At 51.4% G+C, this 24,179-nt stretch carries 22 protein-coding genes; 16 read left to right on the top strand and 6 right to left on the bottom strand.

Annotated elements, in window-relative coordinates; translation table 11 throughout:
• The 6 genes from P0Y67_RS18875 to P0Y67_RS18900 form a co-directional block, all read left to right on the top strand.
• The coding region (locus P0Y67_RS18875; RefSeq protein WP_342393129.1) for a methyl-accepting chemotaxis protein at positions 1–498 on the top strand (498 nt) is incomplete at its 5' end.
• Between the two features lie 77 nt (positions 499–575).
• A complete protein-coding gene (locus P0Y67_RS18880; protein ID WP_342393130.1) occupies positions 576–1,316 on the top strand; it encodes a 5-oxoprolinase subunit PxpA in 741 nt (246 codons plus the stop codon).
• Positions 1,313–2,011 (top strand): 5-oxoprolinase subunit PxpB, encoded by a 699-nt coding sequence (gene pxpB, locus P0Y67_RS18885; RefSeq protein ID WP_342393131.1) that lies wholly within the window; start codon positions 1,313–1,315, stop codon positions 2,009–2,011. The genes P0Y67_RS18880 and pxpB overlap by 4 nt, the downstream gene beginning before the upstream one ends.
• The gene (locus tag P0Y67_RS18890) at positions 1,993–2,919 is read left to right on the top strand and encodes a 5-oxoprolinase subunit C family protein (protein ID WP_342393132.1); all 927 of its coding nucleotides are present in this window, start codon (positions 1,993–1,995) and stop codon (positions 2,917–2,919) included. The genes pxpB and P0Y67_RS18890 overlap by 19 nt, the downstream gene beginning before the upstream one ends.
• A 52-nt stretch (positions 2,920–2,971) precedes the next feature.
• Positions 2,972–3,532 carry a gamma-glutamylcyclotransferase family protein gene (locus P0Y67_RS18895; RefSeq protein WP_161443692.1) on the top strand — a complete coding sequence of 187 codons (561 nt, stop codon included), beginning with the start codon at positions 2,972–2,974 and terminating at the stop codon, positions 3,530–3,532.
• Positions 3,525–3,776 carry a hypothetical protein gene (locus P0Y67_RS18900; RefSeq protein WP_342393133.1) on the top strand — a complete coding sequence of 84 codons (252 nt, stop codon included), beginning with the start codon at positions 3,525–3,527 and terminating at the stop codon, positions 3,774–3,776. The genes P0Y67_RS18895 and P0Y67_RS18900 overlap by 8 nt, the downstream gene beginning before the upstream one ends.
• Positions 3,777–3,789: 13 nt before the next feature.
• On the opposite strand, the gene P0Y67_RS18905 is transcribed toward P0Y67_RS18900, so the two are convergent.
• On the bottom strand, positions 3,790–4,572 hold the full coding sequence (locus tag P0Y67_RS18905; RefSeq protein ID WP_342393134.1) for a DUF3108 domain-containing protein: 783 nt from the start codon (positions 4,570–4,572) through the stop codon (positions 3,790–3,792).
• Between the two features lie 476 nt (positions 4,573–5,048).
• On the opposite strand from P0Y67_RS18905, the gene P0Y67_RS18910 reads away from it, so the two are divergent.
• Both P0Y67_RS18910 and P0Y67_RS18915 read left to right on the top strand, forming a co-directional pair.
• Complete coding sequence (locus P0Y67_RS18910; RefSeq protein ID WP_342393135.1) at positions 5,049–5,267, top strand: hypothetical protein; 219 nt, start codon at positions 5,049–5,051, stop codon at positions 5,265–5,267.
• A gap of 172 nt (positions 5,268–5,439) precedes the next feature.
• Positions 5,440–5,916, top strand: a complete 477-nt coding sequence (locus P0Y67_RS18915) for a DUF2947 domain-containing protein (RefSeq protein ID WP_342393136.1) — start codon at positions 5,440–5,442, stop codon at positions 5,914–5,916.
• Positions 5,917–6,016: 100 nt separating this feature from the next.
• On the opposite strand, the gene P0Y67_RS18920 is transcribed toward P0Y67_RS18915, so the two are convergent.
• Both P0Y67_RS18920 and P0Y67_RS18925 read right to left on the bottom strand, forming a co-directional pair.
• Positions 6,017–6,808: a pirin family protein gene (locus P0Y67_RS18920; protein WP_342393137.1), complete on the bottom strand. Its 792-nt coding sequence runs from the start codon at positions 6,806–6,808 to the stop codon at positions 6,017–6,019.
• 176 nt (positions 6,809–6,984) lie between these two features.
• Positions 6,985–8,643 carry a VRR-NUC domain-containing protein gene (locus P0Y67_RS18925; protein WP_342393138.1) on the bottom strand — a complete coding sequence of 553 codons (1,659 nt, stop codon included), beginning with the start codon at positions 8,641–8,643 and terminating at the stop codon, positions 6,985–6,987.
• A gap of 183 nt (positions 8,644–8,826) precedes the next feature.
• On the opposite strand from P0Y67_RS18925, the gene P0Y67_RS18930 reads away from it, so the two are divergent.
• Complete coding sequence (locus tag P0Y67_RS18930) at positions 8,827–10,347, top strand: bifunctional NUDIX hydrolase/phosphatase PAP2 family protein (RefSeq protein ID WP_342393139.1); 1,521 nt, start codon at positions 8,827–8,829, stop codon at positions 10,345–10,347.
• Positions 10,348–10,534: 187 nt separating this feature from the next.
• A complete protein-coding gene (gene ydiJ, locus P0Y67_RS18935) occupies positions 10,535–13,594 on the top strand; it encodes a D-2-hydroxyglutarate dehydrogenase YdiJ (protein ID WP_342393140.1) in 3,060 nt (1,019 codons plus the stop codon).
• A gap of 59 nt (positions 13,595–13,653) precedes the next feature.
• On the opposite strand, the gene P0Y67_RS18940 is transcribed toward ydiJ, so the two are convergent.
• Positions 13,654–14,508, bottom strand: coding sequence for a UDP-2,3-diacylglucosamine diphosphatase (locus tag P0Y67_RS18940; protein ID WP_342393141.1), 855 nt, complete (start codon positions 14,506–14,508; stop codon positions 13,654–13,656).
• A 225-nt stretch (positions 14,509–14,733) separates the two neighbouring features.
• Between P0Y67_RS18940 and P0Y67_RS18945 the strand changes: the two genes are divergently transcribed.
• The 6 genes from P0Y67_RS18945 (at position 14,734) to P0Y67_RS18970 (ending at position 20,998) form a co-directional block, all read left to right on the top strand.
• Positions 14,734–16,590: a sensor domain-containing diguanylate cyclase gene (locus tag P0Y67_RS18945; protein ID WP_342393142.1), complete on the top strand. Its 1,857-nt coding sequence runs from the start codon at positions 14,734–14,736 to the stop codon at positions 16,588–16,590.
• A gap of 103 nt (positions 16,591–16,693) precedes the next feature.
• Positions 16,694–16,849: a hypothetical protein gene (locus P0Y67_RS18950; RefSeq protein ID WP_342393143.1), complete on the top strand. Its 156-nt coding sequence runs from the start codon at positions 16,694–16,696 to the stop codon at positions 16,847–16,849.
• A 345-nt stretch (positions 16,850–17,194) separates the two neighbouring features.
• Complete coding sequence (ectA, locus tag P0Y67_RS18955; protein WP_342393144.1) at positions 17,195–17,731, top strand: diaminobutyrate acetyltransferase; 537 nt, start codon at positions 17,195–17,197, stop codon at positions 17,729–17,731.
• A gap of 23 nt (positions 17,732–17,754) precedes the next feature.
• The gene (gene ectB, locus P0Y67_RS18960; RefSeq protein WP_342393145.1) at positions 17,755–19,020 is read left to right on the top strand and encodes a diaminobutyrate--2-oxoglutarate transaminase; all 1,266 of its coding nucleotides are present in this window, start codon (positions 17,755–17,757) and stop codon (positions 19,018–19,020) included.
• 11 nt (positions 19,021–19,031) lie between these two features.
• On the top strand, positions 19,032–19,427 hold the full coding sequence (locus P0Y67_RS18965; RefSeq protein WP_027252509.1) for an ectoine synthase: 396 nt from the start codon (positions 19,032–19,034) through the stop codon (positions 19,425–19,427).
• Between the two features lie 137 nt (positions 19,428–19,564).
• Positions 19,565–20,998: an aspartate kinase gene (locus P0Y67_RS18970; RefSeq protein ID WP_342393146.1), complete on the top strand. Its 1,434-nt coding sequence runs from the start codon at positions 19,565–19,567 to the stop codon at positions 20,996–20,998.
• 93 nt (positions 20,999–21,091) lie between these two features.
• On the opposite strand, the gene P0Y67_RS18975 is transcribed toward P0Y67_RS18970, so the two are convergent.
• The gene (locus tag P0Y67_RS18975; protein WP_342393147.1) at positions 21,092–23,374 is read right to left on the bottom strand and encodes a YgiQ family radical SAM protein; all 2,283 of its coding nucleotides are present in this window, start codon (positions 23,372–23,374) and stop codon (positions 21,092–21,094) included.
• Positions 23,375–23,378: 4 nt separating this feature from the next.
• Positions 23,379–24,149, bottom strand: a complete 771-nt coding sequence (locus P0Y67_RS18980) for a site-specific integrase (RefSeq protein ID WP_248616589.1) — start codon at positions 24,147–24,149, stop codon at positions 23,379–23,381.
• Positions 24,150–24,179: the final 30 nt, after the last annotated feature.

Below are 24,179 nucleotides of genomic sequence, written 5' to 3' on the forward strand. Positions count from 1 at the left end.
ACCCGATGCCGAATGCCAGAAAACCGCCGAATAACTGGCCGGACTCCAGACTTTTCTGTGGTGGCGGATGAAGTGCGCCAGTTGGCAAGCCGCACGTCAGAGGCGGCCAACCATATTGGTTCGTTAATGGAGAAACTGCGTCTTGAATCGGCTGTGGCCGTGCAATCGATGGAGCAGGGTATCCGGGATGTGGAGCAGAGCACAGTCGTCATAGATGCCGGAGCGCGCAACCAGCAGATGCGGCAGGCGGTTGAAGCCATGTTTGAGGTGATCAATCAACTGGCAGGCAACAGCGAGCGCCATCACGACACGGCACAGGCCGCTCAGCATTCTACTGAGCTGCTGACCCGCTCATCACAACAGCTCAGTCGCCGCACCGTGCTGGTTCAGAATGCCATTTCCCGGTTGCGCCAGATGGTGGACAGGTTCGAAGTCAGTTCAGGCGCAGATGTCAGTCATGTGCCTGATCGGTTGCCGGGTCACAGAACAAATGGGTGAATGGCGGTGAATCTTTGACAAACTCGTTATAATTTAATCAGGTAGGATGATGACATGAACGAGTGCTAAGGATTCGCATGAAATTGAACTGTGATATGGGTGAAAGTTACGGAAGCTGGCAAATGGGCGATGACAAGGCGGTCATGCCCTGGGTGGATATGGCAAACATTGCCTGCGGCTTCCACGCTTCTGATCCGGATATTATGTCTGACACCGTGGCCTGTGCGGTGGCGCATCAGGTGGCGGTAGGTGCGCACCCGGGTTACGATGATAAGCCGGGTTTTGGCCGGCGCAGTATTCCGCACAGTCCGGCGGCCATCACCCATCTGGTGGCCTACCAGACCGGCGCCCTTGACGCTGTCTGCCAGTTGCATGGCACCAGTGTGTCTTATGTCAAACCGCACGGCGCGCTTTATCACGACATGATGGCCAAACCTGAGGTGCTGAACGCCATTCTGCAGGCGCTCGCCGCCATGAACCGTCAGCGGCCATCACCGCTGAGCCTGATGGTGCTGGCCAGGGCTGATAACAGCGAGACAGAAACCGCCGCGCAGGCATTCGGTGTGCCCTTGCTGTTCGAAGCCTTTGCCGACCGGGCATATGATGAGGCAGGCAATCTGGTCGCGCGCAGTCAGCCGGGGGCCGTGCATCATGATCCGGCCAGAATTAAGCAGCAGGCCATGGAGCTGGCTTCTGGCACAGTGACCACACACAGCGGGACGATTCTGGCGCTGCATGCCGATACCCTTTGTGTACACGGGGACAACCCGGAATCGATCGCTACCATCGCTGATATCAGAAAGGCGATGGCATTATGATTCGTTTTGATTCAGTGTCCGAAACCTGCCTGATGGTTCATCTGGCTGATGAGATAGATCTGAGCCTTACCCCTTTGATAGGAAGGCTGGTCAGCCAGATCCAGGCTGATTTTCCGCACCAGCTGATTGAGATTGTGCCTTCTTACACCTCTATCCTGATTCATTTTCACCCGGATCAGATTAGCGAGCGGTTGCTCAGGGAGCGAATCAGCCTTTGCCATAGCCAGTGGCAGGATAAGCCTGTGTCGGCTGTGGGGAAGGCGATCGAACTGCCGGTTTATTATCATCCCGATGTCGGGCCGGATCTCATTGCTCTGGCAGAAGCCAAAGGGTTGAGCGTGGAGCAGGTGATTGCACGGCACAGCCAGCAAACCTATACCGTGTGTGCCATCGGTTTTGCACCGGGATTTGCGTTTCTCGCCAGTGTTGATGAAGCCATTGCCATGCCCCGTCATGCCGAGCCCAGATTAAGCCTTGCGCCGGGCAGTGTCGGGATAGCCGATCGTCAGACGGCCGTCTATCCGGCGCAGTCACCCGGCGGCTGGCAAATCATAGGTAACTGCCCCAAGCCATTATTCAACCCTGAACGGGAGCCGATGACGCCTTTCACTGTTGGCGATCAGGTACGCTTTCAGCCCGTGGATCGCTCAACCTTTAAGTCGCTGGGAGGTGAAATATGGCCACACTGGAAGTAATACGGCCAGGTACGCTGACACTGGTTCAGGATACGGGACGTCTGGGCGTTGCCAGTCATGGCCTGAGCCAGGGAGGTGCTGCGGACATGCATGCATACTGCTGGGCCAATTACCTGCTGGGTAATCCGATGGATTGTGCGCAGCTGGAGATCACTCTGGGTCAGGCCAGCTTTAAAGCCCATGCCGATATTGAATGCGCCCTGACGGGGGCGGACATGCAGGCCAGTCTGGATGGTGAACCGGTTTATACCTGGAAGACCTTTATGATGCGAAAAGGGCAAACGCTGCAGCTTGGCTATGCCCGTTCAGGGCTGCGTGCGTATCTGGCTGTTCAAGGTGGCATTCACACGCCAAGCGTGCTCGGCAGCCGCTCAACCGTTGTACGAAATCAGATAGGTGGCGTGGAAGGGCGTCCGCTACAAAAAGGCGACAAGCTACCGATTCAGGCCAGCTTAGTGCGCCATAGTCCGCGCTATGTACCGCCTCGTTTTATTCCCGATTATGACAAGCAGATTGAACTTCATTTGCTGGCCTCGTCTCAGTGGGATTATTTCTCACCAGAAGCCCGGAACCAGTTTTTCGATAACCATTATCACGTGAAACCCGAGAGTGACCGGATGGGATGTCGGCTGGAAGGCAATGCCATACTCGGCGGCCCGCCGGGTATTGTCTCAGAGGGCATTGCGCTGGGGGCGGTGCAGATCCCGGCCAATGGTCAGCCGATTGTGCTGCTCAACGACCGGCAGACGTTAGGCGGTTACCCTAAGCTCGGCTGTGTTGCCAGAATCGATCTTCCTCGTCTGGCTCAGGCACGTCCCGGAAAAGACATCCGATTTATTCGTGGCGATTTGGTATCATTGCGAAAAGCCTGGCAGCGCTTCTCACACTTTTTCGGGTTGCCATATTAGGCAACCCGGAGCGGCCAGGTCGTTAATCCGGTGAATTTCGAGGGAGGAAACCATGTTTATCTTCGGCTACGGTAGCTTAATCAATCGCGCGTCACGCCAACTGACCGGGCAGACAGGACAGGCTGTCCCGGCTGTGGTAGAGGGCTTGCAGCGCCATTGGGGCAAAGTCGATGGCAGTTATGCCATCTCGCCTTTGGTTGCGTCGCTGGGCGAAGGCCGTTGTAACGGCGTGCTGCTGAAAGTGGAAGATAACACACTGGCGCATTTCGACCGCCGGGAGCGGGGTTATTCTCGTGTGGAAGTGGATCCGTCACTGATCACTCACAATGGCATTTTGCAATTTGATGCGCCTGTCTGGGTGTATGTGAAAGCCAATCCAGCGCCTCCCTGCGCCAATCAACCTATTATGCAGACCTACGTGGACACAGTGCTGGCGGGGTGCCTGAGCATTTCCGATGCGTTTGCAAAGACGTTTGTTGAAACCACGTTCGGCTGGCATCATCCGCTGGAAAATGACCGCGGGTCACCGAAATACGGCAATCTGGCCGGGGTGGAAGATGTGCATATTCCTGTGATTGACCGTTTGATCTCTCCGGCGCGGATTCATGGCTAAACCCAGTAAGAAAGGGCCCGACACCACAGTTGATATTGTCTGCAGCCAGTGCCGCACGCGTTTGTTTAAGTACCGTAAAGGGGGAAAGGGGGCACTGGTGAAGTGTTTCAAAGAAAGAATCGTGAAAGATTTTACGCTTTTACCCTGCCAGTGCCCGAATTGTGAGCAAGTGTTTGCCCGCGATACCCTGATACGAGGCACGCCTGCCTTTAAAATGATTGGCGGTAAAGCGTGTCAGAAATAGCCGTGGCACGCGGCTATTGCTGACCAGTGGCGGTGTTGACTGTCATCTCATCAAGATTATTACTGAAATAGCTTTGCGGACAGACTTCCCGTTTCGTGCGCAGTACGGCTTTTAAATCGAGAATTTTGCGCTTATAAGTGCCGCGAACCAGTTGATAGTCAAGCTCGGGTGAGAACCAGAATTTGACTTCCCGGTCGGGCTTTTTGATTTGCTCAACCCGTATGGTCTCGACATTACCGTAATTGGTTTGCAGTTTTTCTTTACCTGCGACTCTGAAAAAGTAGTGATTCACCTCGTCTGACTCCTGCATCTTGAAATCAAAGGTCTGTTTCCCCTGAATCAGGTTCAGCCGCATCTGGCTGGCAACCGCTTCTATATCCAGCAACGGCAGGTCATTACTGTTAAAGCTGAGTTTCTCACCATCAGTGATAATGTCTGAGCGGGTGCCGTCCTGATTGAAGCTGCCACGTGTCTCGCCATCAAGTAATCCTTTGATATTCCTATGAAAAGATTGTGTGAGAAACGAGTTTTTAACGTCTGACCAGACTACACGGGTTTGCTGCTGATAATGGGTTTTTGCCACTATGGCCGACAGACGGCTGGTGGACTGGATATCAACGCGTTGATTGTCTTGCCAGCTTAACTTGCGCTCGAAATAGCCGATTTTATGGCTACCGTAGAAGAGATCGTAGGTCAGCGTTTTCACGCACTGATGCCACTCAACGGGTGGGGAAGCCATAAGGTTAGAAGATGCCAGGCAAAGCGGCAGCAATGCAGACAGAGTAAGTCTTTTCACGAAACCTCCCCAGTGGTACCTAGCCCGATAATAAGGCCTATTTAAGCGTAACCAATATGTCTGGTTATGTTAATTGAACTGTGCAAGCAATCCATAGATGAGACACTTATTTTTAGCCGGTTGCGGCGGTGACGGCTACCGGTGCACGGTAAGTGACTGGTTTTCCGGTAAAGCATGCCTGATAAAGTGTCTTCGCAGCATATCTGATTTATGAAGTTTTTATGTCATTTCTCAGTCAGTAAATTCAGTGGTTTAGCGTAAATGTTACGTGTAGCCGGCAAGATAACAGCCGGTACGGCGGCATAATTGCTTGATTTCTGGTAAGTCATTTCACCTGTGCTAGCAAACCAATGTGACATCCTCATGTCGGAAATTTGACGCTTTTAGGATGGGAACCTATGTTTTATGGGCCCTTGAGGTACATAGCTTGGAAAAGTGAGCATTGTTAAGGTTCAATCCATGAGCAGGAGGACAGGATGAAAAAGGCAAATGGTGTCTATCGGCTGCAAATAATTAAGGAGGTCGCGATAAGAAAGCAGCTTGAAGGCAGCAGTGATCCAATGGCAAACCATATTCACCAGTTACTGGAATCCAGGTCGGCGGATTCCCATAGCGAAGAGACGCACCTGTTCAGTGGTAACCACTATGATGATCAGGCGGGTGGCTGGGTCAGCAATTTCTGGAATGCTAAGTAACCGGAATGAGTGAGTGACGTGACCGGGTCAGGCCTGCTGGGATCTGACCCTTGTCGGCTCCGGAAGCGACCCGGCGGTGTTTACCGATATATTTCTCATTGCTAGCCTGGTTCTGGCATCAAAGCCTTATCTGCGGTACATTTCCCGGTCTCACTTTATTCTGAATCAGATAATGCATTACATCGACATCAACACTTATACCCGTAAATGGATTTTCACTCATGCTTCTATGCCGGTCCCGGCTGAGGATCTGGTACAGATTAAGCCTTTGTCCCAGGCCAGATCGGCCACGTTATGGCGCGAGCACATCAGCAGCCAGAGCCCGGATTCGGATCACTTCGGCAAGGGTGACTGGGCCGGCGAGGATAAAAACTGGACAGAGACAGTCGAGTGGCAAGCCGCGTGGGATGACGATGAACCGGCATTACCTGAGGCGTTAGCAGACTTCCTTGACTGGGAAGACAATACCCCCGTCTATTTTTGTTATGAAAAATATAACCTGATTGAGACGAGCTGGGGGGTGTTTAAGCGTAACTGGAAAAACTTCCTGTTTTTTGATGACGGCCCCTTACTGATTGCCAGAAAGAAAACCCAGGCCGTGTGGTTCCATTCAAACGGAACCTGCAAGATAGGCCACAGAAACACTTAGATAACAACGCGCAGTTAGCAACACCTGACTCTTGGTCAAAGACTCAAAGAAAAGGGGCGGGCTGTATCAGCTGCGCGGGCAGCTAACACTGATGACCTGCTCAGGAACTGATTTCAGAACCGACTTTGCCGCCCATCAGTTTGGTGATGTTGTCACAGGCCAGATGCATATTTTCCTGGTTGGAATGCACCGAAGCCCCGGAGCTGAGCAAAGGTTGTTTGAGCGGCTGGCCTAACACCAGAAATAAGCGGGCCCCTTTCTGGCTGGTTTTGATATGTATGGGTAAAGCGGACGGTTTCAGTATCCCCATTTGCTGCGGATAAAGCTGGTTTGCGCCTATGTATACCGATCCTGAACGCAGATAGACAAAACCGGCGACCAGCTCTTCATCCGGCTCCCAGTACCAGCCGCCGTAAGGCGAAATCATAATATCCAGGTAAGTCACAGGTATGCTGGACGCTATGGGGCTGATGGCCTCTTTGTACTGACCGATCAGCACCTTGGTTGTTGCATCCGTTTCTTCTACCAGTGGCAGGTTCTGGGTGCAAACATACTGGCTCGAGGCATCGGCCATTTCCTGCTCCCCGGCCGGTAAGGCAGTCCAGAGCGCGAAGGATTCAGCACGGCCGCCGAGAGGTTGCATGGTATCTTTGTGAACCACACCGTTGCCGGATGTCATGATCTGAAGATCGCCCGTTTGCATTGTCACTGTGCAGCCGCAGGAGTCGATATGATGCAGGGTGCCCGTTACCGGGTAGCTGAACGCTTCAATGCCGGAATGGCCGTGATAGTCGAGCGCGGTTTCCTGTTTGATGCCATTGGCGTCAAAATGATCCCAGAGCACAAAAGGGTTAAGTTCAGCAAGATTATCGCGGTAAATGTAAGCAGTCATGGGCCCGGATTTCCGACCGTAGCGGACTTTATTGATTGTTCTCGTCGCTTGCATGATCGCCACCCACTTTTCTGTACTTCTTGTGATTAGAGCTTAGCTTATACTCTCAGTAAACGACTATTTGAACCCTTTTGTTTTCTAAAAATTGACGTCATTTTTACCATCCTTGATTCAGTTCACATTTGCCAGACAACATGGCTCACTCTGGCATCCAGTCCCAGTTGCTGAAACAGCCGCAGCCAGCGCTTCTGATTGGCCTGCAGGCTATCACCCGGCCCTTTCACTTCGACCCACTGAATCTTCCCGCTTTTGAACATCACCAAGTCAGGCTGGCCGCTGCGATTATGGCGAGGATCGAACAGCAGGCGCGACAGCATGGCATACAGTAGCTCGCCGCTTAAGCAAGACACAGTCTCCTCAACCAGCGCAGGCGTCAGAATGGTCCAGTTCACCCAGTCGTTAGTGATCCCTTGCTTTTGCTGATAAACCGCCAGCCAGAGGTTCCAGCTTTCGGTGCGGATAGCATTGAGCCGGGCTGTGAGCATGTCTCGTCGGCGCTCTGAAAATTCACTGTGGTACATATCGCGGGGCGCCCGCTGGAAGGGGTTGAGAAAGGCCCCGGTAACAGGGGCAAAAATAATGTCCCAGAATGCCAGGCCAAACAACCCGCATATCAGGGCATTTTCGGTGTAGTGAACACGCCATCCTGCTTGCCGGTAATGGTTAGCAACGGCTAACTCGACACGCTCTTCACTGACCGCCAGTGTGAGTGTCTCCAGCGTAAAAGTGTCTTTGGCCGCCTGTGCCACCGGCAGGTTCAGGGTACGGCTGAGCTTATGCGCCAGGCGTTGTCCGACTTCGGCTTCTTCTTCATTAAAGGGCGCTGACAGCATCTGCTGGCAGAGGGCCAGAGCGGTTGGATGGCGCTGCAGTTTTTCCAGTATCCGCACCCGGCGTTCACGGCTGGGCGGCAGCGCACTGCGATTAAACAGAAACAGCGCCAGATCATATTCGCCCAGGCGCTCAAGATCCCGGGCAACCCGGTTGAATAATCGTTGCCGTCGCCGCTCCAGCGGCGGCCATGTGCAGGGGCCGGGCAGACGCCTGGCGAACTGCCGCACTGCCTGGGCCTCTTTGCAGAGTGAAAGCGGTTCGTATTCGGCCGCTAAGGCTTCAAGGGACAGCCATTCCAGTATGTGCTGTCGCTGCTGAAACAGGCGGGTTGTCGCGTCGATCTGATAGTTTTCAAAGATATGCAGGCCTAAATCAGTCAGCACAAACTGGCTTAAATCCTGATACTGGTTGCCGAAAAACAACAGTAAGAAGGTCGTCAGATGCGCCTGATGTTCAACATGGACGATGGATTCGTTGAATACCGATATGGCCGGTGACGTGGCAAGTATGGCTGCAGTGAGCTCCGCTTTTCTGGCCTGCTTTAACGCTTGGCCATTGGTGTGCACTTCAGGGGAGAGTGTCTCGCTGAAGATCTTAAGCAGTTCCGGTTTGGTGAATACATCCAAGATCTCATCCGCCGGCCAGTTTGCTTGATTGCAGGTAAGAAATTTGTTGCTCAGAAGCTCCTCAATGGCGTTTTCTGTATCCCGGATTTCAGGGTAGCGGAGTTTGCTGACGCGAAAATATCTGCCCTTGCGTGACAGCATTCGGATATACAACTGTTTGGCATCAGGCGTAAGCCGGAAGTAAGTATTCAGCCACCAGTGCTCGCTATGGCTCAATAAGTCATGATATTGCTGCCGGACACTGCGCAGCAGGAGATCAAAGTTGTGGCGGTAATAATCCGGCGCCAGCACAGGTGGTGTATTTTGAGTCATCATTGTCTTAATCGCTTATTGGATGCGCTGTATTGTGGAAATTTCTCACGTTGCGATAAAGCTCTGATACCAGAAACAATAAAATGAAATTAACATAACATGATCATTTATGGCATTTTAATGGTCGCATATACTCCGTATTGATGAACTTGCCACAGGTAATAGTTTAAAAATGAAAGGTTTTCAGTGATCAGACTGCGTGCTCTTTTTTCGTCTGCTTTTATCATGCTCGCTTTTACCGTGTTCATTTCTCTTTTTGCTTCCCTTTCGTGGAATGTGCATGCCGAAGAAGTGAACAATCAGCGCGTTGTTTCTGTTGAACCGCATGACGAACAGCCTGCCAGTCTTGTTGGGGCGGCCTGTGTTATCCGGCATGGCAAGCAGATGGTCATGGTGTCTGAGGTCATTACTCAGAAGTTATCCATTCCGGGCGGCTATATTGACAGCCAGGATACTGCCAGTGAGGCGGCCAGAAGAGAGGCGCTGGAAGAAACCGGATTAGATGTCGACGTGGTTAAGCTTTTGCAGTTCAGGGACAGAGCGGCGATATATGCTTGCGTGGCGACACAACCGATTCTGGTTGCTGAGCAAGAACAAGATCAAAGCGATCAGCGCCAGCAGATTGCAGCCTGGCAAGCGGCAGATTTCAGCCGGGAAGTGAAAGCTGTGTACCTGATATCACCGCTGTCTTTAGCGCCCGCTGAGTATCGCTACCCCGAAGATACTGCCTTCTTATATCAGTGGATGATGGAAACGCCAGAGAGTGAGGTGGTTTTCTATACCGATATCAGTGATAGGGCAAGTGCTTTTCATCAGGCAGAACTGGTGGTGATCAAGGCCGTTAAGGACTGGGGTAACGAGCTGCCGGATGCCGCGACAGCTGTGCTGGACAGCCTGATGTGGCTGCTGAATCTTTCCGGCGAATACTGGTTTGTGTTCTTGCTTATTGCTGTGATTGCTTCCTTATTCGGGCCGGCTGCAATGTTGCCGTTGCTTGCCGCCACTGTGATGACCATTCTGGTTTCAACCTGTCTGAAACAAATTTTCTATCTGCCGCGTCCATTTTATCTGGTGCCGGCACTGCAGAACGGCAATGCCTACGGATTCAGTTTTCCGAGCGGGCATACCTTGTTAGCCACTGTGATCTGGGGAATGTTCTGGATCAAACTGTGCGCAGGAAAATCATGGCTGCGCGCCGGGGCGGGTTTGTTGATGGTTACCGTTCTGATCCTGGGTCAGGCGCTGGCCCGTGTTTGGTTTGGCGTGCATTTTATTTCAGATACAGTAGCGGCAATCGTCATCGGCATTCTGCTGCTGATCCTGCTCTCCCGGCTGATCACCCCGACCGCCATACGGGGAAAGGCGGTCTGGCTGGGGATGACTGTTCTCACCGGTGTCGCCGCCGGTTTCACCTTGCTGCCTGCACATACCTATCTGTTTGCCATCTCGCTGGGGGTGTTTCTCAGTCTGGATGCCTTACCTAAAGCAAGCCTGACTCTGTCTGTGCATCGGCATATTGTGGTGGCTCTGGTGCTGTTGGCAGGGTCGGGTGCGATTGCTTACTTTTCTGCCGTGATCACCAGTTTCTCCACTGTCAGCCTGATTATTCTGGGGATGCGGGCAGTCGGGGCGTTTTTGCTGGCGGTCTGGCTGGTGGCGGGTTCGTCATTGATGCTGAAGTTATTGGCTGAGCCGGAAACGGCTTAATGACGCTGCTCCGGCAAGCTTGCGGGTAAAGCAAACAGAAACCTGTCAGTAAGCTGTGCCTGACACTTTGTTTCATGACTTGAGTGCGGTAAAGTGAGCGCAAACGATTATATCAAACAGGCATAATAGTCTGGATTAATATGGAGCCAGTGAAAGCAGGATCGCTGAATACTGGACAAGGAGAGCAATGTTACCCGCACTGACGTTTGAGAACAGTATCGATGACATCGTACTGTCGTATCTGGATGCGCTGGAAAATGCAGGATTTTCCGGCGATGTTGAACGCACCTATGCCAGCCGTCTGGCTGTCGCAACCGATAATAGTATTTATCAGCAATTACCTCAGGCTGTCGTCTTTCCTAAATCTGTGGATGATTTGGTGCTGGTCGGAAAAGTGGGCCAGCAGCCTGCTTTTCAGCAGGTCAGTTTTTCTCCACGCGGAGGCGGCACCGGCACCAACGGTCAGTCGCTGACACCGGGTATCGTCGTTGACCTTTCGCGTCACATGAACCAGATTCTTGAGATCAACCCGCAGGAAGGCTGGGTCAGAGTGCAGACCGGGGTGGTGAAAGACCAGCTCAATGACGCACTGCGCCCGCATGGTTTCTTTTTCTCCCCCGATTTGTCCACCAGTAACCGGGCGACTATTGGCGGCATGGTCAATACGGATGCGTCCGGTCAGGGATCGCTGCAGTACGGTAAAACCTCAGATCACGTACTGGCACTGAAAGCGGTACTGGTGGATGGCTCAGTGCTGGATACCGAACCTTTGACGCAAGACGGGCTGGCCCGGATCGCGCAACAAAAAGGCCAGGTCGCTGACGCCATCAGTGTGGCGGCGAAAGTGTGCCGTGAAAAGCGTCAGCAAATTCTGGATAAATTCCCGCCGCTGAACCGTTTTCTGACCGGTTACGATCTGAAAAATGTGTTCAACGACGCACTGACGCATTTCGACCCGGCGCGTCTGCTGTGTGGCGCCGAGGGCTCGCTGGCCTTTATTGCCGAAGCCAGACTCAATATCACCCCTATCCCTAAAGCCCGGGCACTGGTGAACATTAAGTACGACAGCTTTGATGCGGCGCTGCGTAATGCACCTGTGATGGTGGAAGCCCAGGCACTGTCCGTCGAAACCGTGGACTCAAAAGTCCTCAATCTCGCCCGCCAGGATATTGTCTGGCACACCGTCAGCGATTTGATCACCGATGTGCCGGGTAAGGACATGCAGGGTATCAATATTGTTGAGTTTGCCGGCAATGATGTTGAGTTGATTAAACAGCAGGTGCAACAGCTGAGCGAGCGCCTGGAAAATTTAATTGGTCAGCAGGGGATTATCGGTTTTCAGGTCTGTGAGGATCTGGACAGCATCAACAAGATCTACAACATGCGCAAAAAAGCCGTGGGTCTGTTAGGGGCTGCCAAAGGCTGGCAGAAACCGATTCCTTTTGCCGAAGATACCTGTGTACCACCGGAAAACCTGGCTGATTTCATTGTGGAGTTCCGCCAGTTGCTGGATGAGAAACAGCTGCATTACGGCATGTTCGGTCATGTCGATGCCGGTGTCTTGCATGTGCGTCCTGCGCTGGACATGTGCGATCCGGCGCAAGAAAAAATGATGAAGGAAATCTCCGATCAGGTGGTGGCGCTGGTCGCCAAATACGGCGGTCTGATGTGGGGTGAGCACGGTAAAGGCTACCGTTCGGAATACGGACCTGAGTTTTTCGGTGAAGAGCTGTTTACCGAACTGCGCCGCATAAAAGCAGCCTTTGACCCGCACAACAGACTGAACCCGGGTAAGATCTGCACGCCATTAGAGAGCGATGCCGAACTGGTGAAAGTGGATGGCGTAAAGCGTGGTTATTTTGACCGCCAGATCCCGGTCAAAGTCAGAGACAGCTTCAAACAGGCGATGGAATGTAACGGCAACGGCTTGTGTTTTAATTACGACACCAGCTCCCCGATGTGCCCGTCGATGAAGGTCAGCGCTGACCGCCGTCACTCGCCGAAAGGGCGGGCCGGACTGGTTCGCGAATGGCTGCGCTTGCTGGCTGATCAGGGTGTGGATCCGGTCAGGCTGGAGCAGGACTTGATGGAAAAGTCGCCGACGGTGAAGCAAATCATAGATCGCTTCCGCAATACCTTCGGATCTCAGCGTAAAGCGTACGATTATTCGCACGAAGTGATGGAAGCCATGAACGGCTGTCTGGCGTGTAAAGCCTGTGCCAGTCAGTGCCCGATCAAAGTGGATGTGCCGAGTTTCCGCTCGCGTTTCATTAACATGTACTACAGCCGTTATCAGCGTCCTGCCAAAGACTATCTGGTTGGCTATGTAGAAAGCTATCTGCCGGTGATGGCCAAAGCCCCGTCACTGGTCAATGCCGTAATGCGGCCCGGCTGGTCAAAATCCCTGACGGCGAAAGTGCTCGGCTATGTGGATATGCCTGAATTGTCGGTGCCGACGCTGATGCAGGGACTGGCGGGCAGCCATGCAACCCGGTTTGATCTGCAGTGGCTGCAGGCTTTGTCTCAAGAAGAGCGGCAGCAGTATGTGCTGATTGTTCAGGACCCGTTCACCAGCTACTACGATGCGGAAGTGGTGCGCGACTTTGTCCATCTGATTGAAAAGCTCGGTAAGAAACCTATGCTGGTGCCGTTTAAACCCAACGGCAAGGCGCAGCATGTTAAAGGTTTCCTGCGTCAGTTTGCCAAAACAGCGAAAAACACCGCCGACTTCCTCAATCAGCTGGATAAGCTGGGCATGCCTATGGTCGGTGTCGATCCGGCCTTGGTGCTTTGTTATCGCGATGAATACAATGAAATGCTGGGTGATAAGCGCGGTGATTTCAAAGTGATGACAGCCCATGAATGGTTGACGCCATTACTGAGTGAAAGAGCCGCGTTGGCCCCCCGTACTGACAGTGAGTGGTACTTGTTCGCCCACTGTACCGAGAAAACCAAGATGCCCAATGCTGAGAAAGAGTGGGCGGCAATCTTCCGTCATTTCGGTGCCAGTATGAAAGCCGTTTCTGTTGGCTGTTGTGGTATGGCGGGGACTTTTGGTCACGAGAAAGATAAGCTGGAGACCTCCAAAGGGGTGTTCAATCTCAGCTGGCAGCCGAATCTGGCGCAGTTGGATGGCGACCGCTGTATGGCAACGGGCTATTCGTGCCGGAGCCAGGTAAAGCGTTTTGAGCACATTAAGATGAAGCACCCGGTTCAGGTGCTATTACGTTTGGTGAGTACAGCCTGATAGCAGGCTGTCTGCAATCAGCACAGTGACGGCGGAGCGTTCAGGCCTCCGCCGTTTTTTCAGGCCACTTTTTCTTTCTGCTTCTCTTTTTGTTTCTCTTTCGCTTTCTCTTTGTCAAACAGGCTGGTGATCTGAGGATTGATCTTAAACCGTTCCGTGCTGTCGAGGCATTTGGCCTGTTCCGTCCATTGAATCAGTTCGATCACGCCGTCATGGTGCTCGGCCAGAAAGGTGCAGTTTTCAATCCAGTCCCCGTCATTCAGGTATACGATGCCATCCTGTTCGGTAATTTCCGGATGGTGTATGTGGCCGCAGACAATGGCATCGACATCTTTATGCCTGGCCATAGTGACAGCGGCATGGCGAAATCTGGCTATCGCCAGGTTGGCTTTTTCGACTTTGCTCTTGAGGTAACTGGCCAGAGACCAGTATGGCTGCCGGGTTAAGCGGCGGTAGCTGTTTAACCAGCGATTTAAGAATAAAAGGAAATCGTACCCGGCATCGCCCAGTAAGGAGGTCAGTTTGCTGTGGCAAACCATGCTGTCGAATTCATCGCCATGAAGAGCCAGAATGCGGTTGCCGTTTGCGCTGGTGTGGATGTAGTTGTGTGCCAGTTCAACATTGCCGAGATTAAACTGAATAAATTTGCGGATGGCTTCGTCGTGGTTGCCCGGAATATAGATGATCCGGCATCCCTGATCGGCTCGCTCCAGTAACAGGCGGACAGCTTTGGTGTGGCTTTCCGGCCAGTGAAACCGCGATTTCAGCGACCAGAGGTCAACGATGTCACCAACCAGTATCAGGGTGTCGGCCTGATAGCGGGATAAAAAATCCAACAGATAGTCGACTTTACAATCCCTGTTCCCTAAGTGTATGTCGGATAACCAGAGTGTACGGTAGGTGTGTTTTCCCATAGTCGATTCAACCCTTATATCAAGGTATCAGTGTCAGAAATAAGACTAATTTTCTAATATGACATTCGGGTGTCGTATCGGTGACTCCTTCATTGCAATGAAACGATCGTAAAATGTTACGGCATACTGCTATCTGACAATTAGGTTGCGACAGGTATCCGGCGATTAAGATATAATCACGAACTTTCAGATTTTGACCGATGTTTTATTTAATAGATATTTTAAATGGAATTTAAACCTAAGTATTTGATTAAAATGGTTCTGCCATTGCTCGTTCTGCTGGTGTCAGCACTGGTGTATTTAGGGTACTCAGATTATCGTTCCATCCGGGACAGTGCCTACTCACAGGCGCGGGCTAATTTGAATGTGGCGAAAAAATACTTAGACCAGAATTACATTGCGGCAACGAATCAATTATTTTTATTATCTGAGATCCTGAAAGGGGCAGAAAATATACCTGCATTTCTTGATGCGGCTAACTATTTGGTTAACAACCAGAATAAATTTCTGGAAATCGGTTTACTGGTCGACTCAGATTATTACGGTACCGACGGATTTCGTTTGTCGGGGATTGACGAGCGGGTAAAGCACCGGCCCTGGTATTCTGACGAGCAACAATCCGGTGATATCTATCTGTCGGATTTTTATCACAGTAACAGCACCAAAAAGTGGTGTGTTGCCTTGGTCTCAAAACTGGCGATACCCGGGAAAAATAACGTCCGGATTATGATTGAGTTTGATGCCGGCGCGATGTCGGATGATCTTTCCGGGCTGAAAACGATGAAGAACGGCTATGTGTACGCGGTTGAGCCGAACACCAAAAGGGTTGTTATTCACCCCGACAAAACGCGGCTGGGCGTAGATTCTGTCAGTATAGACCCTGAATTGCTGACAACAATCATGGCCGGCGACGGTAACGGTAGCATTTCTTCTTATCAATACGATAATCAGTATAAATTCAGTGTTTACGATACCAATAACCGTTTTAACTGGGTGTTACTGTCTGGTACCAATAATAGTGAAATTGCGTCCAATGCCTTGAAAATGGGCGCTGTGGGCGGCACTTTGCTGGTTGTCGTATTTTTTATTTTACTGGCAGGTTACCTGCATACCCGCGTTCATCAGGTGGGTGGCCAGCTAATTGAAGCGCAGGAATTCGATGAGCTGCACGAGCAGTTGTCTGCGTTATTAAACGATACAATGGGCAGTAGCAGGGTCTATCTTTTCGTGATGAATGCCAATGAAGGGGTGCTGGAAGAGACCTATCACAACTTACGGGCCAATGTGCCGGCAGATTTACTGTGCCGTATTGCCGGTTGTCAGCAGCTGGGCCGGTTTTGCAAGCCCGAACAGGATGATATTGTCCGCCGTATTGCGCCCAGCGAGCCCTGTATACGGCTGCCTTTAGTCAACAGCGCCAGGCTGGAGGGAAATCAGCGCACGGCCAGTCAGTTGATCGGTGTACTGTATATATGCCAGCCTGGTGTGGCTTATCCATTCTTTGCCAAAATGATTGCCAACTACACGCTCAGTGCACTGAATCAGATACTTTTGACTCAGCACATCCGCAGCGAAGATCAGATGACAGGGCTGAAAAATAAGAACAGTCTCCGTCAGCATATGGATCAGAAACTGGCGGACAGTACCACTGGCTACTTTCTGGCCATGATTGATGTAGACGACTTTAAGTCGGTTAATGATACCTACGGCCATTTGCTTGGCGACGAAGTGATTCTGAACATTGCGAGCCAGATGAAGCACAGCTTTCCGGCACAAGCTGTATTGTGTCGCTATGGCGGGGAAGAGTTTGCGGTGTTAATGGAAGCACCAGACGCAGAAACCGCCCTCAAGACATTGGATGATTTCCGGGCAAAGGTAGAAGCCAGCCGTATTGAGGTTAATGAAGGCACATCCTGTGCCATTACCGTCAGCATTGGTGTTGCTCCTTTGCGCAAGGGCATGGAGTCGACCATCTCGTCTGCAGACAGGGCGCTGTACCAGGCGAAATCGCAGGGTAAGAACCAGGTACTCAGCGCAGAAATGTGTTCAATTGGTACAGAAACGGCAGCGGTAACAGCCTGATTCTGTAATTGGTGCTAAGTTGAAGAGTTGGCAGTGAATTTCAGAGACGGACATATCCTTGATATAGCAATCAGGCGATTAACAGACATCCACAGGGGGAGGCATGCTTAAATTTGTAGTGATAATCCTGCTGATTGCAGCAGCGGTAGTCATGGCTCGATTTTTGGACGAGCGAAATCAGAAAAAGCTGTACATTGGCATGCTGATCTGTGCTGTCATTGCTATTGCGGTTTTTATGGCAGCAGAACTGGCCAGGTAATGTCTGGCAATTAACGGACTCTTCATTTTTTCTTCCTTCTCTACGTCAAGTCACTGAGTCCGGCGACAGCGGCTTGCAACGTCATTCTCTTCTTTCCCCACCACTGATTTGCGCATTTCTGGCCAGAAGATCTCACTTATCGCGGCTTGATGTCGCTTTAATGACAGCAATATGATTAGTTCTGTAATTATTAGCTTTGTAATCATTTTTCACTATTAACTAGATATAGATCAATTACTTACTGTTTATATCAGTATTTTGCTAAAAATATTGGGGTTGATCTTATCATTCGAGTCCCTATAATTGTTTTTGAATTCATTAGAGCACTAAACAATGTGGCGACCAATGATTACAATGGCACCATGGGCATTAGCCCCAGAAGCATCGACTAAGACTCAGGAAGAGTTTGTTTTTCGAAAACCGGAACGAACAGATGGTAATCGAGTGCATTCACTGATCGAATCTTGTCCCCCATTAGACACCAACTCCTCTTACTGCAATTTCCTGCAGACCACTCACTTCAAAGACACATGTATTGTTGCTGAATCAGACGGTGAGATGGCAGGGTTTGTCTCGGCTTACAGAGTCCCTGAAAAGGAAAACACTCTGTTTATATGGCAGGTTGCTGTCGGCGAGAAGGCGCGTGGTAAAGGGCTCGCTTTCAAGATGATTCAACAACTGCTGGCGCGTGATGATCTCAGCGATATTCGCTGCATCGAAACAACCATCACCCGCCTCAATAAAGCCTCTTGGGCGTTGTTTAAGAAGGTGGATCAGGCGAACGGTAACTTAGGTGAAGTCTCGCTGTTCCTTGACGAAGAGAAGCATTTCGACGGTGAACACGACTCGGAATATCTCTATCGCATTCCACTTAAACAATAAATCACGACAAAACAGGATAAGTCATGAATATCTTTAATGCGCAGGAATCAAATGTTCAATGTTACGCCAAAAACTTCCCGGTGGTGTTCTCATCCGCAAAGGGTTGCTGGTTGAACACCAGCGAAGGTGAGCGTTACCTGGATTTCCTGGCAGGCGCTGGTGCGTTGAACTATGGCCATAATAACCCGGTGCTGAAAAAAGCACTGATGGATTACATCGATCAAGATGGCCTGACGCACGGTTTGGATATGCATTCCGAAGCAAAAGCGACATTTCTTGAAAACCTGAAGAATTACATCCTGACCCCTCGCGGTCTGGACTACAAAGTACAGTTTACTGGCCCAACCGGTACTAACGCCGTTGAAGCGGCACTGAAACTGGCGCGTAAAGTAAAAGGACGCCAGAACATCGTTGCCTTCACGAACGGCTTCCACGGTGTGTCTTACGGTGCACTGGCGGCTACCGGTAACCAGCATCACCGTGGTGGTGCAGGTATGGCACTGAGCGGTGTCACCCGCCTGCCATACGAAGGTTATGCTGACCTGGACGGTCTGGCACTGTTTGAAGCTATGCTGACTGATAACTCCAGCGGCCTGGATAAACCGGCTGCTGTCATCCTCGAAACCGTACAAGGTGAGGGTGGTCTGAACGTAGCTTCCGACGAATGGTTACAGCGCCTGAGCGCTATCTGTAAACGTCACGACATTCTGCTGATTGTCGACGACATTCAGGCAGGTTGTGGCCGTACCGGTACTTTCTTCAGCTTTGAGCCGTCCGGTATCAAACCGGATATGGTGACCCTGTCTAAATCTATCGGTGGTTACGGTCTGCCAATGGCAGTGGTACTGCTGAAGCCTGAACTGGACAAGTGGTTGCCGGGCGAGCACAACGGTACGTTCCGTGGTAACAACCACGCGTTCGTGACAGCCGCTGTTGCTATTGAAGCCTACTGGCACAACGACGAGTTTGAGCAGCACATCAATGCACGCGCTGCCCAGCTGAACGTAACATTACAAAAAGTACTCAAGCAGTACCCGGCGGTATTTGAAAAAATCAAAGGTCGCGGTCTGATGCAGGGTATTGCCTGTCACGATGGTGAATTTGCGGGTGCAATCGGTAAGCTGTGCTTTGCTAACGGCATGATTATCGAAACCGCCGGTCCGAATGATGAAGTGCTGAAGTTCTTCTGCCCACTGACTATCAGTGAAGCGGAACTGGAAAAAGGCCTGCACATCTTTGAAAAAGCGGTGGCCGAGTTTGCAAAATCCAGCATGAAGAAAGCGTCTTAAGGAGAATAAGAATGATTGTACGCACCCTTGAAGAGTGCCAGAACAGTGAACGCCGGGTAGTGGCTGAAAACGGTAACTGGGAAAGTGTCCGCATGTTGCTGCGTGATGATAACATGGGCTTTTCGTTCCACATCACCACTATCTTTGCCAATACCGATACACACATTCATTACAAGAACCATCTGGAATCTGTGTATTGCGTGTCGGGTGAAGGGGAAATCCAGACCACTGCCGATGGCAAGACTTACGAGATCAAGCCAGGCACCCTGTATGTACTGGACAAGCATGATGAACATCAGCTGCGTGCCAACAAAGGTGTCGATATGGTGATGGCTTGTGTGTTCAACCCGCCACTGACGGGCATGGAAGTCCACGACAAAGACGGTGTTTACCCAGCAGCAGAATAATCACAGCTGTATTGACGCAAGTGATTAACCCTCCTTGCGATATCAACCTGAGGGTTACCGGAAGGCGGTGCAAACCGCCTTTCAAAACCATCAGGCTAAGCGCTCTCGCTTAGCTGATGAAAATAAAAGGAGTTACCATGACTCATACCGTTGAAAAGATTGGCGGTACTTCCATGTCTGCGTTCGATGCGGTAATGGACAATATCCTGCTCTATCCAGACAATCCTTATCAACGTATGTTTGTTGTTTCGGCCTATGGCGGTATCACTGACGCACTGTTGGAATGCAAGCGAACCGGTGAACCGGGCATCTTCCGCTACATTGCAGAACGCAATGATGTGTGGCGCGAGAAATTGAAAGCACTGGAGCAGCGTATGCTGCTGATTAACGACACTATGTTTCCTGAGTTGTTCTGTCGTAACCGTGCCGATAATTTTGTCAAAGAGCGTATTGCTAACGCTATTACCTGTATCGAGAATATTCTGGAAACCTGTCAGTACGGACAGTTTTCTCTGACCAGTTATCTGCCGCAAATCCGCGAGTTTCTGTCTTCCATTGGTGAAGCGCATTCTGCCTTTAATACCACGCTGATGCTGAATAACGTGGGTATTAACTCTCGCTTTGTTGATTTGTCGGGCTGGGGCGCTGAGAACAATGTCCAGGGCGATCTGGATGCGGTGATTCTCGATGCCATTAAAGATATCGATCTGAGCAAAGAACTGCCTATCGTTACCGGCTATGTTTACTGTGATGAAGGTCTGATGAAGACTTATGATCGCGGTTACAGTGAGATGACATTCAGTCGTCTGGCGGTATTGAGCAAGGCAAGCCGCGCGGTGATCCACAAAGAGTATCACCTGAGCAGCGCCGACCCGCGTATCGTTGGTCCTGAACATGTCCGCCCGATTGGAAAAAGTAACTATGACGTTGCTGACCAGCTGGCCAACCTGGGTATGGAAGCGATTCACCCCAACGCCGCTTCAGGACTTCGTCGTGCCGGCATTGAGCTGGCGGTGAAAAATACCTTTGAACCAGAACATCCGGGCACCTTAATTTCTCAGCATTACCAGCCTAATACCGGTAAAGCCGAGATTATTGCCGGCCGGGATAAGGTCTTTGCACTGCATTTGTTTGACCAGGCGATGGTCGGCCAGGTGGAAGACGTCAGCTATGAGCTGATGGAAATCATCCGCGAAGAGAACGTCCAGCTGATCAGTAAAGAGATGAACGCCAACTCTGTGACTTACTATCTGGACGGCAGTACATCGAGCCAGAACAAGGTGCTGGCCAAAGCAGAGAAGCGTTATCCGAAGGCGAAGATCACCGGAAAAATGGTGGCGCTGATTTCGGTTATTGGTTCGGCTATCGATACCAATAAGACCATGAGTCAGGGTGTATTGACCCTGCTGGATAAAGATATCAGTCCGAAAGCTGCTCACGCTTCCCTGCGTAACGTTGATGTGCAGTTCGTGGTGAAGGACAGCGATTATCACGGCGCAATTTGTGCGCTGCATGAGAGCTTCATGAGTGAAAGATCGGCAGCTGTGACGGCAGAGAAAGTCGTCGCCTAGCATTAAATGACATCTATTTCCCCCTGAAATGAAAAAGGCAAGAGCATCGCTCTTGCCTTTTTTTATCTTTATTTACAGCGGCTGGGCTCGGTATCAGGCCCGTGCGCCACGTTTGGCGGACGGCTTGCCGCGAGACTGCGGTTTACCCGGTGCGGACGGGCGTTTGCCAGCGCCTTGTGGCTTGCCGTTACCCTGAGCACTGCTGCCAGCCTGAGTTTTCGGTTTACCCGAACCCTTGCGTTGTGTCGTTCCGTCTTTACGGATATCCGGCTGATTCGGGTGCTTAGTCGCGAACCGCTTGGCACCGTGACGGCTTGACCCGCGACGGGTTGCCGGTGTCAGGGCTGCGTCGCTGCCTTCAGCGGGCACCAGACAGTCGGCACGGTCGCCGATCAGGTGTTTTTTACCCATGCTGATCAAGGCTTCACGGATCAGCGGCCAGTTAGCCGGATCATGGTAACGCAGCAAGGCTTTATGCAGACGGCGCTGACGCTCACCTTTGGCCACAAACAGATCTTCCCGCTGCTTGTACTTAACACGTTTCAGCGGGTTCGTTTCTGAGTGATACATGGCCGTGGCATTACACATAGGCGACGGGTAGAAGTTCTGTACCTGATCGCACTGGTAATCATTTTTCTTGAGCCATAAGGCCAGATGCAGCATGTCGTCATCAGTTGAACCCGGATGGGCTGAAATGAAATACGGGATCAGATACTGTTTCTTGCCGGCTTCGGCGCTGTATTTTTCAAACAGCTCTTTGAAGCGGTCATAGGTGCCCATGCCCGGTTTCATCATCAAATCCAGCGTGCCTTTCTCGGTATGCTCCGGCGCGATTTTCAGATAACCACCGACATGGTGGGTCACCAGCTCTTTAATGTACTCCGGCGACTCAATTGCCAGATCGTAACGCACACCCGAGGCGATCATCACTTTCTTGATGCCTTTTACTTCGCGGGCTTTGCGGTACAGATCTATGGTGTGTTTGTGGTCGGTATCCAGCTTTTCACAGATTTTCGGGAAGATGCACGACGGACGACGGCAGTTTTTCTCGGCACGCGGATCAGAACATCCCAGACGGTACATGTTCGCTGTCGGGCCGCCCAAATCGGAAATGGTGCCGGTAAAGCCGGGTACTTTGTCGCGGATATCTTCCAGTTCCTGCAAAATCGACTCGTGCGAGCGGTTCTGAATAATCCGGCCTTCGTGCTCGGTAATCGAGCAGAAAGAACAGCCACCGAAACAGCCACGCATGATGTTGACACTGGTCTTGATCATGTCATAAGCCGGGATCTTGGCTTTACCGTAGGAAGGATGCGGCACCCGCGCGTACGACAGGCCAAACACAAAATCCATTTCTTCTGTTGTGAGCGGGATAGGCGGCTTATTGACCCATAATTCACGGTCGCCGTGCAGCTGAATCAGTGCGCGGGCAGAATAAGGGTTCGCTTCCAGGTGCATCACACGGCTGGCATGGGCGTACAAAATGCGGTCGTTGCGCAGTTTCTCAAAAGAAGGCAAACGCACGGCGCTGGTAAAGGCGTCGTGACGGGAAGGCTGAATCTGCACCGTCTGGGCTTTTACTGGTTCAGCCTCGGCTTTGGACTTATTGGTTTCGCAGACTTCTTCCGTAGCGTACGGATTAGGCATCACCATAGATTTGCCCGGCTTATCGATGCGGGTGGAATCGATAATTTTATAATGGGCAGGTGCTTCTTTCAGGATCACCGCCGTACCCGCGATATCTGTCATGGTGCTGATGTCTTCGCCGCTGGCAATGCGGTGCGACACTTCTACCAGTGCCCGCTCGGCGTTACCGAACAGCAGAATGTCTGCTTTGGCATCAAACAGCACGGAACGGCGCACTTTATCAGACCAGTAATCATAATGCGCCAGACGGCGCAGGCTGGCTTCAATGCCACCCAGCACAATCGGGGTGTCTTTATAGGCTTCACGGCAACGCTGCGAATACACCAGCACGGCGCGGTCAGGACGCTTGCCGCCTACATTGTCCGGGGTATAGGCATCATCATGGCGCAGCTTGCGATCCGCTGTATAACGGTTGATCATCGAGTCCATATTACCGGCCGTAATCCCGAAATACAGGTTCGGCTGACCCAGCGCCATAAAGGCATCTTTATTGTTCCACTCGGGTTGAGCGATAATCCCGACACGGAACCCCTGAGCTTCCAGTACCCGACCGATCACCGCCATGCCAAAGCTCGGGTGATCGACATACGCATCACCGGTCACAATGATAATGTCACAGCTATCCCAGCCTAACGCGTCCATTTCTTCACGCGTAGTCGGCAGAAACGGCGCTGTTCCATAGCACTCGGCCCAGTATTTCGGATACTCGTTAATCTTCTTTAAATTCATGCGCTTACTGTTGCTCTTTCTTGTTTGGGGGCATATAGGGGGCATTCTTGCCGTAAGTGTTGTTCAGCAGCTGCAGCTGATCAGCAGTGTGGTCACTCACCCAATCGCCATATGTTTGATAAATTTCCTTAGCACTAGAATGCCCCATTTGCTTAGCAATAAATGTCGGATTTGCCCCTGCAGATAGCATCCAGCACGCATAAGTATGGCGTGTTTGATACGGTTTGCGATACGGTACTTTTGAGCGCCTGCACACGCCAGTCCATTTATCGTGGATACTGGTATGGAAGTAGTATGCCTTCGTCTCTCTTGTCGCCGTGACTCGCGGTGAAAATACAGGGCGTATAAAAAAGCGGATGATTTTACCATGTTCCCGCTGTAATACATCAATTTCTATTGATGGATACATCAGGGTCAATGCCTGTTGCCTTTTCAGCGCTTCGACTGCTGGCGCTAACAGGTTGATTGTGCGTTCACCTGATACTGTTTTCGGTAATTTGAACCGGCCCTCAAGTGTCAGATTTCGGCGAACGTGAATAACGCCAGCTTTCAGGTCTACGTCTTCCCAGGCAAGTGCCAGCAACTCGCCATGCCTCATGCCTGTGTAAACAGCTAATTGCCAAAAGTTCTTGTCTTGCTCGTTTAAGCATGCGCTGATGATGCGCTCATATTCCGACTGCGAGAGTGGGGGTGTTTGTCTTCCTTTAGTTCCTTCAGACCAATCAATAGCCGTTGATCGTCCTATGGAAGACGGTGGCGCGTGGCTGAGTTTCAACTGGGCCAGCTAAGCTGCAGCCGCTCAGGC

Origin of the sequence: Photobacterium sp. SP02 (genome assembly GCF_038519165.1) — a bacterium.
GTDB classification, from domain to species: Bacteria; Pseudomonadota; Gammaproteobacteria; order Enterobacterales; family Vibrionaceae; genus Photobacterium; species Photobacterium halotolerans.